This window comes from Pedobacter sp. 10L46_2, from assembly GCF_056395165.1.
On sequence record NZ_JBFTIZ010000234.1, the window covers coordinates 1 to 12,533 of the forward strand.

Annotated in this window: 16 protein-coding genes; 7 read left to right on the forward strand and 9 right to left on the reverse strand. The window is 37.3% G+C overall.

Annotated elements, in window-relative coordinates:
- The first annotated feature begins 261 nt into the window (after nt 1–261).
- Both AC1DDX_RS20185 and AC1DDX_RS20190 read left to right on the forward strand, forming a co-directional pair.
- Nucleotides 262–720, forward strand: coding sequence for a hypothetical protein (locus AC1DDX_RS20185; protein ID WP_172663123.1), 459 nt, complete (start codon nt 262–264; stop codon nt 718–720).
- Between the two features lie 149 nt (nt 721–869).
- On the forward strand, nt 870–1,307 hold the full coding sequence (locus AC1DDX_RS20190) for an immunity 22 family protein (RefSeq protein ID WP_288879470.1): 438 nt from the start codon (nt 870–872) through the stop codon (nt 1,305–1,307).
- A gap of 9 nt (nt 1,308–1,316) precedes the next feature.
- On the opposite strand, the gene AC1DDX_RS20195 is transcribed toward AC1DDX_RS20190, so the two are convergent.
- Complete coding sequence (locus AC1DDX_RS20195) at nt 1,317–1,775, reverse strand: NUDIX hydrolase (RefSeq protein ID WP_288879471.1); 459 nt, start codon at nt 1,773–1,775, stop codon at nt 1,317–1,319.
- 157 nt (nt 1,776–1,932) lie between these two features.
- Here AC1DDX_RS20195 and AC1DDX_RS20200 point away from each other — a divergent pair, with 157 nt between their 5' ends.
- Nucleotides 1,933–2,163: a DUF4287 domain-containing protein gene (locus tag AC1DDX_RS20200; RefSeq protein WP_048905187.1), complete on the forward strand. Its 231-nt coding sequence runs from the start codon at nt 1,933–1,935 to the stop codon at nt 2,161–2,163.
- The gene (locus AC1DDX_RS20205; protein WP_477612180.1) at nt 2,147–2,647 is read left to right on the forward strand and encodes a hypothetical protein; all 501 of its coding nucleotides are present in this window, start codon (nt 2,147–2,149) and stop codon (nt 2,645–2,647) included. Before AC1DDX_RS20200 ends, AC1DDX_RS20205 begins: the two co-directional genes overlap by 17 nt.
- On the opposite strand, the gene AC1DDX_RS20210 is transcribed toward AC1DDX_RS20205, so the two are convergent.
- A complete protein-coding gene (locus AC1DDX_RS20210; protein ID WP_288879474.1) occupies nt 2,616–3,788 on the reverse strand; it encodes an FAD-dependent oxidoreductase in 1,173 nt (390 codons plus the stop codon). The two genes, AC1DDX_RS20205 and AC1DDX_RS20210, sit on opposite strands and share 32 nt — an antisense overlap.
- A gap of 30 nt (nt 3,789–3,818) precedes the next feature.
- The gene (locus tag AC1DDX_RS20215; protein ID WP_172663128.1) at nt 3,819–4,568 is read right to left on the reverse strand and encodes a helix-turn-helix domain-containing protein; all 750 of its coding nucleotides are present in this window, start codon (nt 4,566–4,568) and stop codon (nt 3,819–3,821) included.
- 158 nt (nt 4,569–4,726) lie between these two features.
- Here AC1DDX_RS20215 and AC1DDX_RS20220 point away from each other — a divergent pair, with 158 nt between their 5' ends.
- Nucleotides 4,727–5,440, forward strand: a complete 714-nt coding sequence (locus tag AC1DDX_RS20220; protein ID WP_288879476.1) for a DNA alkylation repair protein — start codon at nt 4,727–4,729, stop codon at nt 5,438–5,440.
- Between the two features lie 12 nt (nt 5,441–5,452).
- Here AC1DDX_RS20220 and AC1DDX_RS20225 read toward each other — a convergent pair whose 3' ends face one another.
- From AC1DDX_RS20225 to AC1DDX_RS20240, 4 genes are all read right to left on the reverse strand, one after another.
- Complete coding sequence (locus AC1DDX_RS20225; RefSeq protein ID WP_477622484.1) at nt 5,453–6,727, reverse strand: outer membrane beta-barrel family protein; 1,275 nt, start codon at nt 6,725–6,727, stop codon at nt 5,453–5,455.
- 3 nt (nt 6,728–6,730) lie between these two features.
- Nucleotides 6,731–7,792 (reverse strand): peptidase associated/transthyretin-like domain-containing protein, encoded by a 1,062-nt coding sequence (locus AC1DDX_RS20230; RefSeq protein ID WP_477622480.1) that lies wholly within the window; start codon nt 7,790–7,792, stop codon nt 6,731–6,733.
- An 83-nt stretch (nt 7,793–7,875) separates the two neighbouring features.
- The gene (locus AC1DDX_RS20235; protein ID WP_477622481.1) at nt 7,876–8,388 is read right to left on the reverse strand and encodes a helix-turn-helix domain-containing protein; all 513 of its coding nucleotides are present in this window, start codon (nt 8,386–8,388) and stop codon (nt 7,876–7,878) included.
- 84 nt (nt 8,389–8,472) lie between these two features.
- Nucleotides 8,473–8,901 carry a hypothetical protein gene (locus AC1DDX_RS20240; RefSeq protein ID WP_288879480.1) on the reverse strand — a complete coding sequence of 143 codons (429 nt, stop codon included), beginning with the start codon at nt 8,899–8,901 and terminating at the stop codon, nt 8,473–8,475.
- Between the two features lie 54 nt (nt 8,902–8,955).
- On the opposite strand from AC1DDX_RS20240, the gene AC1DDX_RS20245 reads away from it, so the two are divergent.
- Nucleotides 8,956–9,789 carry a DEAD/DEAH box helicase gene (locus tag AC1DDX_RS20245; protein ID WP_477622482.1) on the forward strand — a complete coding sequence of 278 codons (834 nt, stop codon included), beginning with the start codon at nt 8,956–8,958 and terminating at the stop codon, nt 9,787–9,789.
- Between the two features lie 28 nt (nt 9,790–9,817).
- Nucleotides 9,818–10,030, forward strand: coding sequence for a helicase-related protein (locus AC1DDX_RS20250; RefSeq protein ID WP_477622483.1), 213 nt, complete (start codon nt 9,818–9,820; stop codon nt 10,028–10,030).
- Here AC1DDX_RS20250 and AC1DDX_RS20255 read toward each other — a convergent pair.
- Both AC1DDX_RS20255 and AC1DDX_RS20260 read right to left on the reverse strand, forming a co-directional pair.
- Nucleotides 10,014–11,210: a PQQ-dependent sugar dehydrogenase gene (locus AC1DDX_RS20255; protein ID WP_288879482.1), complete on the reverse strand. Its 1,197-nt coding sequence runs from the start codon at nt 11,208–11,210 to the stop codon at nt 10,014–10,016. The two genes, AC1DDX_RS20250 and AC1DDX_RS20255, sit on opposite strands and share 17 nt — an antisense overlap.
- 142 nt (nt 11,211–11,352) lie before the next feature.
- Nucleotides 11,353–12,330, reverse strand: coding sequence for an IS110 family RNA-guided transposase (locus AC1DDX_RS20260; protein WP_337718279.1), 978 nt, complete (start codon nt 12,328–12,330; stop codon nt 11,353–11,355).
- Nucleotides 12,331–12,533: the final 203 nt, after the last annotated feature.

The following is a 12,533-nucleotide window of genomic DNA, read 5'->3' on the forward strand; positions in this document are numbered from 1 at the left end:
ACCAATAGGTACTATGAGCCAGGACATACTTTAGGGAAACAGTCCCTTTTGAAAATGGCAGCTTAAGCTGCTTGTCAAGAAAGTCCATATTTAAATATCATATATAAAGGAACTTAAAAGTGCTAAACCTCCAAAATTATTTCGACGAACGGCATAAAAAGTAGAGGTTCGTCTACTTTTTCGTTTACTGGTCTACTATTTTTTTGCATGGTTTCCTTTTCAGCTAATATTGTTCAGGTATTTAAATTTAAAAATTGCATTATGAAAACTACAACATTCAATCAGGCGTTTATTAAGATATTTACGCTGATTACATTATGTTTCACCACGTTCGGTTTCACCACGAAATTTGGATTGGACAGTTATGAGATTTACTTAAACAACAAGCTTATTCTTAAACAGTCGGTAAACGAGCAATTGAGCTTAAGGGTACTGCAACTTGATAAGGCAAATGTTAATGATCAGTTGCGCATCAATTACATACACTGCACTTTAAAGGGAGCAGGCACGAATAGAAATATAGTTCTAAAAGATGAAAAGGGAAAGAAACTGAAAGATTGGTCATTTGCCAATGCGACTGGTTCTGATTTAACTATGGTGATCTCCGTAAAAGAGCTGTTATCGCTGATAAAAAACAATCCAAATCATGAGCTGAGTCTGCATTATACATCAAAGGAACTTACTAAAGCTCAGATGCTTGCATCTCTTACAGTTAATTAGACTAAAGTTACCTAGAAGGTCTGCCTCCAGTAGACAGTCCTTCTTTTTGTCTGTTGAAAATGAATAGCTTATTCGTGTAAGCTAAAAAATCCGTACCTTGAGGCCATTACGACTAACGCAGCCAGCTGAAAGCACAAGAAAAACACAACATGGCAGAGCAACTCATCCATATCTGGGCAGGAATGTCACAAAATAAAACAGAAGAGCAATTCTATAAATACTTTGATCAGAGTAAATTTCTGAAAGACAATAACAGTTTTAATACAGATGAAGCTTATTCCAGAAATGCACCTGATTTCCAACTTCGCTCTCAGTTCAGCAAAGACATTGGCAAGGAGTATGACTACGATGCAGACTGGCTGACCATTTATCATGGTCGCAAAAGAATCAGCATTCAGGCTGCCATTGAAGAGCTACCGATCTGGGATGACCAAACAGAAGTAGACATCTATCAGGCCTGTATCAGTAAAGGAATTTCTACGGTAAACTCTATTCTTTGTTATGCAGATGACGAGCTTAGCATAGACAATCCCCTTGAAAACTATAACGATATGATCTTTATAGGCAGTTTTAATAACCCGAGATAATTTACAACACTATAGAAACATATTTTTAAGCTCTTTAAGAAATTCGCATTGCTGCTGACTGATAAATTCCTCGGCCTGCGTTAGAGAAAACCACCGGGCCTGATCTATTTCTGGAAAATCGACAATTTTACCTGATTTAGGCGGCCATTCTAAAGGGAAGGTATTGCATGTGATGTTGTCGGCATCTAAATCGCCGCTAACAGCCCAGCAATTAACTATTTTACCACCCTTCTGAACCACTGGCTTCAACGCTTTAAAATCTCCATGAGGCAGATAACCTGTTTCTTCATTAAATTCCCGCAAAGCCGTCTGTAAAGTATCTTCATTAGGCAATATTTCGCCCTTAGGAACAGTCCACCAACCTTTGTCCTTATTACGAAAAAAGGGGCCGCCAGGATGAACGAGTAAAACTTCTGGTTCTTTATTTTTTATCCTATACAGCAATATACCGGCACTATGTTTACTCATTGGTTGTAATTTCTGTTAATTTATAGATTATTGACTAAATAAAGATGATGATGTCGCAATCACCCCTATTAATTGTCTTTTATCACCATGTAAGTTTAACTTACTTACCTCTATATTTGTTTTATACCAAAGAATAAACATTTATAAACTCAACAATATGTCATTTCAAGGATACTTAAAGACCATCAAAGAAAAAACCGGGTTAGATCCACAGGATTTTAAGAATAAAGCGGAGGAGAAAAAATTCACCTCAAACGGGCAGCTTCTTCCTAGTGTAAAAGCAGGTGAAATTGTGAATTGGTTAAAAGAGGAATATGACCTGGGCCATGGGCATTCAATGGCTATCTATGCCATATTAAAGGGTATAAAAAATGAAAACAGCCAGTAATCCTTTAACGGTGGCTTCCAACTTGATCGATACTAATAACCGAAAATATTTGGAAGCCTTATTTCTGAAGCTTAATCCAAATACCCCAGCCGTTTGGGGTAAAATGAAACCGCAACAAATGGTAGAACACCTGATAGATCAGGTGCAATACACCAACGGTAAAAAGGAACCTTTTTGCGAAGTTTCTGAACAGCAGGCACAGGTAGCAAAACAGATCAACATCTATACTGCGGTAGGAATCCCAAGAAATGTGATTTTTGGGGAAATCTCGGATCAACTAATTTATCCGGATCTACCTGGTGCTATTCAACAATTAATGACTGAACTTGCTGATTTTGATCAGCATTTTATGAAACCCGAAACATTAGTCATACACGGTGGATTTGGGCCAATGAATTATAAAGAATGGTGTATATGGCACAGTAAGCGTTTCTCGCATCACTTAAAGCAATTTAAGATCCCAGCACCTCCTCTTCTCCACTGAAACCACTGAACAGTAGAATTAATTTGGTAATGGCATCATCAGAATGAAGCATTTCAGTTTGTTCTAAAGTCATTTTGGTAACGGCAGAAGCTCTTGCACACATTTGTTTTTCAAACGCAGCTATGGCAGTTTGGAGGTCTGGGAATTTATCATCAGAAAGATGGTCAGCCAATTCAAATGCATCCTGCATGGTCATATTTACACCTTCTCCGGCGTATGGTGGCATACGATGGGCGGCATCTCCAATCATGGTAAGATTAGCTAATGTAGGCCATTGCTGGTCTAGTGGAAAGTGATATTGTGGCCGTGGAACAATAGATACCTCATTGCTGGCAAATAATTCCTGCCATGTAATGTGCCATGATCCAAATTCTTTTTTGAACCATTCAAATACCTGTTTCTTATCTGCAAAATCGATACCGCTATCGCGTACCCAAAATTCTGGCACTTTGCAACCGGTGTAAAAAGAAAGCGTCCCATCCCCTTTCGAGCTTAAAATCAATGACTTTTGATCTCCCATGGCAAATATTTTGCCATCGTTAAGTATATTATACAGCTCCGGTGCGTTTTCTTTAGCATGATAAATATTCCCCTCTACAATTGAAATACCTGAATAAATAGGCTTTATACCTGTTAAGTATGAACGGACTTTAGAATTGGCTCCATCGGCAGCAATTAAGATATCTGCTTCAGCATAAGTACCATTTTTAAACAATAGTTTCCAACCATCATTATGCGGTGTCGTGGAAACAAACTGACTGTCCCATATTACTGTATCCGGCTTTAGCGATTCAAGAAGTATGTTTCGTAATGGCCCCCTGTCTATTTCGGGACGACCCTCATCATGATCTTCCTCAGAATGTCCATCCAATTTAATATTCAGATCTTTGTCTAACACAAGCAATTTGCCCGCCTCCGGGCGGTAATTAGCATAAAAGGCATCAATCAATCCTGCTCTGCGAAGTGCCTCTAAGCCCGATTCTTCATGAAGATCTAATGTGGCGCCTTGTACCCTTACAGATGAATTAAAATCTCTCTCGTATACTTTTACATCTGCACCTTTAAGTTGTAGTAGTCGTGCTAAAGTAAGGCCCCCGGGTCCGCCACCTACAATAGCTATTCTTTTATTTTGAATCAACATAATTGAAAATTTAGTTTTTACAATACAAAACTACTTCTTCGGCAATGTTGAAAATTGTATAAATCGGTCGTTTTCGTTCTTACTTAGTTCTTTAGGGGTAACACCGGCAAATTTTTTGACATTTTTTATAAAGTGCGATTGGTCTGTGAAGTTCTGCTCTGGAAATAGTTTACCCTCTTTTATCTGAGTAAAAGAAGCCCTAAACCTTAAAATGGTGCAATAAGCTTTTAATGAAATACCAAACCATTCATTAAAATACCTGTTAATTTGCCTGCTTGTCCAATGTAGTGTTTCAGCAATTTCCTGGATAGTGATTGATCCGGCGGAAGTATATACCAGCTCAAATAATCTTTGTTTACGCAAGTCGACCTCTATATTATTTAACTTATTTAATAGTTTATCGGTAAGTACATTACAAAACTGTTCGAAATCACTAAAGCTTTCTGTGGTAATTCCAAAATAATCTGATGGCAAAACATAAACTGCATCAACGAGGGTTGGAAATTTCCTATCAAACAAGTATTCAATAGCAAGCAATTTGAAGCTAACTGCAAGCATAACTGTTTCTGGCATCAGGGTGCCCTGAGAAGGTGCATCTTCCAGTCCTAATAGCGTAAGCTCGTACGGTTCCTTTAAGGAAAAGAAAAGGTCTATCCTGCCATCAGGCATAATGACGACTCTTTTTTCATGATCGGTTTTATTGGACAGCATCCAAAAGCTGTCTACAAATGTAGAAAGAGATGGATTAGGTTTTATCTCTTTATAGGTTATTCCTTCCATTAGTAATAATCGCGACGGGTATGAAGATCTTATAACTACCAATGCAAAATAGTTTATTTTTCATTAAGTTTGGTTAACGCATGTAAGGAAGCCAAAATCCCACAGAGACCTGTACCTCAACCGTATCATACTATTTAATAGTTAATAGATGTGTAAAAATGATTGAATTGACGGCTAAAATATTCGAAACACAGCTTTCACTTCTAAAATCAATTACTGAGCTCGAGAATGTTCAGCGATTTTTTAGAGATAAAGATCCTAAACATAAATTTTTGGGTGTTAGAATGGCGGCTATTTTTGATTTAGCAAAACAGTTCATTGAAATGCCTATTGATGAAATTGAAAAATTAATAGGAAGTGAGTATTATGAAGCACGAATGGGTGCGGTAAGCATAATGGATTTTCAGGCAAGGAATAAGAAAACAACCCCATTAAGGAAAAAAGAGTTATTTGATCTTTATATTAAATGTCATGACAAAATAGATAATTGGGATTTGGTTGATAGAAGTGCCCCGTATGTTGTTGGTGGTTATTTGTTTGATAAGCCAAGAGACATTTTATACAAACTTGCTAAATCTGATCATGTTTGGGAACGAAGAACGGCAATTGTAAGCACTTATTTTTTTATCAGGCAAAATGACTTATCAGACACTTTCAAGATTGCGGAGATATTGATAAACGATGAGCACGATCTTATTCAAAAGGCAGCTGGAAGCTGGATAAGGGAGGCCGGTAAAAGAGACAAATTAGTTCTAATTGAATTCTTAGACAATTTTGCACGCTCAATGCCTATAGCAATGCTTCGTTGCGCGATAGAAAAACTTGATCCCAAAGAGAACCGCTATTATTTGGAGATCAACAAGAAGAAATGACGAAAATCGTGATTACTGAGCCCTGCTGTTCTCTGTGCGCCCTGTAGATTTATTAATGTAAGTAACCTTTTTAAGTCTGCCGAAACTATAAGCAAGGGTAATCCGGTAATATTTGTTATTGTTCTTTCTTGCAAATTCAATATAAGTCTCACCAATTTCATAATAACCCGCAGGTTTATCCTTCCGAAAGATATCGTTGGCTAGTAAATTGAGTTTTAAAGCTTTATTAAAAAAATCCATTTCAACACCCAAAGCGGCTAAAACTTGGTTATGTCTATAAAAAATCCCGTCATACTTGTCTCCTGTGTACCTGCCTAATATTTGAATTTTAAACAAGTTATTGATGTTAAAATTATTGCTGGAATAAAAATGGAACTGTGGGCGGCTTGTCATCAAACCATAAGGGAAGTCGCCAGTCATATACTTATTATAAGTTAGATCAACTGTGTTCATAGATGTAAACCAGTTTAGGTTAAAGGGAATGGACAAGGAAACAAACCAGGAACTAAGTTTACTAAGGTTTAATGGTTTTAATACATAGGTATTTTCGGCTTCGCCTTGTATTGCTGCCCCGGTAATAGCATCCCTTGTATCTGAATATCCTGCTGTAAAATTGTACTTTTTAAACGATGCTCCTAACTCAAAAGAATTTGTTCTTTCGGGCTTTAAGTAAGGATTCCCCTGTATACTGGTATAAGCATCCTGATAAATACCCGAAGGATTTAAAGCCTGATACCTTGGCCTGGTTATCCGCGAAGTATAAGACATTCTAAACTGAAGCTGATCAGAGATTTTAACAGCGATAAAGGCACTCGGAAAAAAATTAAGGTAATTGTCTTTTATCTCTTCTAGTCCCTGAACATCAGTTTCCAATTTATAACTGGTCCATTCGGTTCTTACTCCTATCCCATAGTTTACCTTTAGGCTCATTTGACCATTGAAATTCAGATATGCAGCAGGAATATTTTCCTGATACTTAAAGTCTGCCGAACGTGTCTCATCCAGCACAAAATCATTTCCATTTTTAACTGTAAAGAAATCTGAATAGAATTTATTACTAGCAAAGCTGTATTTAGCTCCGAATTCAAGTCTGTTATTTAAATTAAATGCCTTAGTATAATCTGTCTGGGCGTTTGCCAATCTAATTCTATAACCTGCTTTATTATTTAAAACGTTATAGGACCCCTGCCCGTTAACTAACTTATTTTCATTTATATCATCGTCTGTTTTCGAAATATACCCCGCGTATTGGCCGCCAATAAATAAAGAAGAACCAAGGCTGTCTATATCTCAAAATCCCTTCATTAAGGTAGAAGTGATGGTATTTTCACTTTTAGTACTTCCACCTAAGTCATTATAAGATCCACTATATTCGGCCGAGAGGTAACTCTTTTCGTCGAGATCGTATTGTCCTCCAAGACTATAATTAGAGAAATTATCATATTTCCTATTCCAGTCAGTCATGAGTACAGAGCTAAAATGATCCACAAACTTTAATCTTGACCTTGTGGTATTTAATATTTCTCTGGTATTACCCAGCAATAGCCCATAGCTTCCTGTTAAGGATAGTTTGTCCTTTTTATAGTTGACATCTATATTGGTATTTRCACTTGGAGAACTAAAATCTGAAGTGGTAAATATCTGTTTAAAACTCCCTTTATATCCTTCTTCGGCATTTGTAACCGTTATCACATTAATAACTGATTTACCTTCCGCATCATATTTTGAAGAGGGATTTGCAATAATTTCAATCTTCCTGATCTGTGAAGAGGAAATAGAAGACAGCTGTTCGGTAGTTATTCGCCTTCCATTTAGGTAAATAACGGATTCTCCCTTCCCCCTAACAGACACTCCTTCTTCAGCAACGCTAACATTTGGGGATTTGGAAAGAATTTCAATTGCTGAAGTGCTTGTTGCTAAAATTGTATTGGCCACATTGACTTCAATTGTCCCGTTTGGTCTATTTCTAAATAAAGGAACTTGCCCAACCACCTCTACCCCTTTCAAAATCCTTTGGTTGATAAGCATAGGCACCTCCTTAAGATCTATAACCCGTTGAGCAGAACTGATCTGCAGAGGACCCTGATATTGCTTGTGATATTCCATGGAGGAAACCAACAGTATATAGATGCCATCTTGTATGTTTGTTAGCTGAAAAAATCCTGATGTATCTGCAAAAACACTTTTAATCATAGATGAATCTTTAGCCGAAAGTAAGGTCGCTACTGCAAACTCAACTCCTTTACGAGTATTCATGTCGACGGCGGTTCCCTTAATATTACCCAGCTGGGCATGAGTATTAATTCTGGCAAAAAAGATCAGGATAAATAGTATTATAAAAACTTTGGACATAGTGGTGTATTGGATACTTTTTTTCAAAAGTCCAAAACAATTCCCCGTTAGAAGTGCAGCAATCGGGAATCAGGAGTACGAATTTATAAATCCGTACTGTAGGCAATATTGTCTATCTGTATTTTTTGCTGATGATTAGCTGGGGTTGTGCCGGTAAGCTTTTTAAAAGTAGCAAAGAATGTGGATTTGGAATTAAACCCAACTTCGTAACCAACAGATTCTAACGTTAAGCGATTACTTGAAGCCATTATTTTGCAAGCCTCATTGATCCTAAATTCGTTAACATATGTAGTGAAATTTTTGCCCAGATTATCATCAAAAAAGGTATTTGCCTCCTGGTCGCTTACTTTCTTGTTAGGATACTTGCTCTGTCCCAAAATGAATAAGTCGCTTGTTTTTTTTCGGTACAGAAGCGTAAAAACGACCATGTATAAGCAAAAAGAAAATGCGAGAGAACCGTTGAGATATAGTGAAAACGAGGCTCTCCACAAAGCCAACTGGAAAAAGGCAAAGATAAGAGCTGTGCTACCAAAAACAGTAAGGAGCCATATTTCTGAGGCTTTCATTTTATAGTCTTTTGCAAACAGTTTTTTCAATATATCTTTTAATACCAAGCCTGAAGCTACCAAATAAGCAAACCACTCTGCGTAGATAATCTGTACAAAATAATTGTTCCAAAGCTATGGATAGGTTTGATAAGGATATATAATTCCCGGGATAAGGATAATGGCAAACAACACAGCAATACTCCATTTAGAAGATCTTGTTAAAGGCGCACCAGGGTTTATAGTTGATTTTAGAAAATAATAAAGAAAAGGTCCGATAAAAAAACATGCTGTAAGGCCTATCTGCAGATAAATTTTAGCAAGTGAGGGATAAAAACTTACAAAAATAGATTTACCTATCCTTAGGCTTATAGCCAGGAGCAATGCTCCAAAAAATAGATTTGACAGATGTTTTTTTTTGGTAAAAAAGAAAAAATAAACGCTCAAAATGAGCCCGTTAAATACGCCTAAAGCACCAAAAAAGAATAAGAGTCCTTTACCAACATCCATATAATCAGTATAGCTTTTACCGATGTAAAATAAGCAGAAAAAATCAATTTTCATTGGCAAGTTTTGGCACACGATTTTTGTGTATTTTTACGGCAAATATTAAGTAATATGTCTTTTACCTCCTTAGGTTTATCGACTGCTTTATTAGAAGCATTGGTAAATCAGAATTTCACAGTACCTACTCCTATTCAACAAACTGCTATACCAGCCATATTAAACAAAAAAGATGTGCTGGGTATAGCTAAAACAGGTTCTGGAAAAACTGCGGGATATGTTTTGCCAATTCTAATGAATTTGCAAGAAACAGCAGGGGTAAAAAATCGCCATGCGAATGTATTGGTTTTAGTACCAACACGTGAACTAGCCGAACAGGTAAAAGATGTTTTTAAGACTTTTAGTAAGGCCCTCACTGTGCCCATTAAAACATTGGCAGTATATGGCGGTGTTTCTATTAACCCGCAAATGATGGCTTTACAAGGTGTAAATGTGCTTGTTGCTACACCCGGCAGGTTATTGGAATTGGTAGAATCAAATGCCGTGCACCTATCTACCATTGAAACATTGGTGCTAGACGAAGCAGATAAGATGCTTAATCTAGGGTTTAAAGAGGAAGTAAACAGAATCATTTCTCTTTTACCTAAAAAGCGCCAAAATATATTGTTTTCTGCTACATTGAGTGATGATTTGCAACACATTCACCAAATCTTACTACATGATCCGGTAGTTATTAAAATTGAGGTTGAAGAAGATTCACTTGACCTTATCAACCAGATAGCGTATATAGTTACAGATGAGAAAAAGGGCCCGTTTTTACGTCATCTGATCAATCATCATGAAATGAAACAAGTGTTGGTATTTGCTTCTTCGGTTCATCAGGTTGATGCCATTGTAAACAAGCTACGTAAAAATAATATTGACGCAAAAGCTGTTCACATCTGGTAAACTTAGGGTTTTAGTAGCAACAGATTTAATGGCGAGAGGAATTGACATTAATTTCCTTCCTTTTGTGATTAATTATGAACTTCCAAGGTCACCTAAAGATTATATTCACCGTATTGGAAGAACTGGCCGTGCTGACACACCCGGAGAAGCAATTTCGATGGTTAGTCCTAATGAGCTTCCTCATTTTGAAGTAATTCAAAAAAAGATGGGTAAGAAAGTAAAAACTACTTACCCGGTATGATCTTATAAATCGCACCTTTTTCTTCTTCAATCAGGTTAACAAGCAGATAGATTTCGCCGTTACGATCCTCACCAAAGCTATAGATCTGCCAATTTCCAGGTTCCCGGGAAATAGAGAGTTTTTCCATTTTCCAGAGTTCTTTGTTAATGTCGGTTAATGACCAAATGGTTCCCATTAAATCGCCAAAAACGTATTTACCGAAAAGCTGCGGGAGTTGTTTACCGCGATAAAGAAAGCCACCGGTAACACTGATACCTTCATTACGGCCATAATCGGCTATTGGGTTGATCCAGTTTTTTGGATCAGGATCATTTGGAGATTTAACATGTGTACCTTCCCTAACCCGCCAGCCATAATTTCCACCCTTGGTAACAATATCAATTTCTTCCCAATTCTTTTGACCCACATCTCCGGCAAACAATCTTCCGTTAAGTTTGTCGAAGCTAATCCGCCACGGGTTTCTAAAACCATATGCATAAATTTCAGGTTTTGTATTCTCCATTCCTATAAATGGATTGTCTTTTGGAATGGCATAAGGAAGCGTATTTACATCAATTCTAAGTATTTTACCAAGTAAAGTATTTAAATTTTGTCCATTGCCATAAGTACCGTGCATATCATTATATGCACCGCCATCTCCTAGGCCTATATATAAGAACCCATCAGGGCCAAACTTTAGGTCTCCTCCATTGTGGTTAGATTCAGGTTCATCAATAACCAAAACTTCCCTTGATTTGGTTTTATCAGCCAGATCAGGATTTTCTGTAGAAACTTTGTATTCACGAATAATACTTTGATGGTCTATGCCCGGAGTTTTAGGAACACGCTTGCTAAAGTAAACATAGAACTTGCCATTCTCTGCGTATTGAGGATGAAAGGCCAGCCCCAACAATCCCATTTCATCACTACTTCCCATCATCAGTACCTCATCTGTGAAATCTAAAAAGGGTTTGGATAGAAGTTTACCATTTTTGATAATTCTGATCCGCCCCTTTTGTTCGCAAATAAATAAACTACCAGATTTATCATTTGGCGCCGCAAATGCTGTGGGATATGATAATTGATCGGATATGAGTTGAAGATTGACTTTTACTGGAGATAAGCCGGTTTGTGCTTTAACTCTCGTAATTACAAATAACAGCGCAAATACAATTATTAAGGAGAGGCTTTTTGATTTCATAGTGTTAATATAATGCATTTAATAATTAAAGTATAATTAAATTGGATAGGCTGGATTTTGCAGCATATCTAATTTAAAAGAGAAAGCAACATTACAGTATGTTGTGAATATGATCGTTATAATACAATCGTCATCTCGATTTCTATGACAAAACCAAATCATTTTTATAAATGGTTTGGTTTTTTATGACGGCAAAGATTCTGTGGATTATTTTGTTTCTAACAGCATTCAGGACACTCATTTTGTTTTTACCATCTTGAACCTTCTGTTTATAATATATGCTAAGGTCATTCTTCAGTCTGATTGCGCTCATAGCGGCTAAATGTAAGAGGCTTTTCATCGGCTTGTCTGCAAAAACAGATACCCTTGGCCTATATCTTAACGATGTTCCGGATTGGTGGTCAAATGGAACAACGCCACAGTAGCAGGCCATTTTTCTAGGCTCACTGATCGATGTGAATGCCTCGGTCTTTGCGATCATCATCCATGATACCACCTTTCCTACGCCCGGTACAGATCGTATAAGTTCGGTTTTTTCCTTAAGGGTGCCATCAGCCATGATATTTTTCTCGATATCTGCTTCGATCTTTTTTATCTGAACATCAATCGCTTCGATCAGTTTTTTGTTCAGCCTGAGCAGCTCTTTGTCCATGCCCAGGCTTTTCATCAACTTGTAGTCATGCTGCTGTCTGGCAAGCTGGCCCTTCATTCTTATCCTTGATGCCCGCTCGGCCAGCAGGACCTTAAGCTTTTTGATGGGCATTGACGATGGTTTCCATGGTCTACTTTCCTGCTGGTTCCTTTCTATGAAACTGCAGATCCTGAGCGAATCAACCTTGTCGTTCTTTCCTCTTGTAAGCCCCAAACTCTTCTTCAGGTGCATCGGAGAAAGAACATAGACGCTAAGATTCATGCAGGCCAAAACCTCAAGAAGGTTCCAGTTATAGCGACCTGTGTTCTCCATTGCGACCACCGTTTCTACAGATGCATACTTTTTGAATAATGATCTGATTGCCTTAATCTCGTTCTGAATGTTAAAATACTGAACTTTGCCATCAATCTTTACACAGATGTCCAATGTTTTGCTGCTAATGTCGATTCCAATAAAAATCTTTTTCATAAATTCGTTTTAAGAAAGTGAAATGAGAATTCATCAGTTCTGCTCAACTCCTTGATAGTGGGTCACTAGCCCTAATTTCTATTTGAGTTCCTGATGAAAGGGATGCAGAAGTCTAAATCGAGATATGAGTCTAAACTCTGAGGAACGAATAGTTTACTTCTGCTTCCTTCTCATTCTAAATTATCAAAAACAAATCTAAAGGA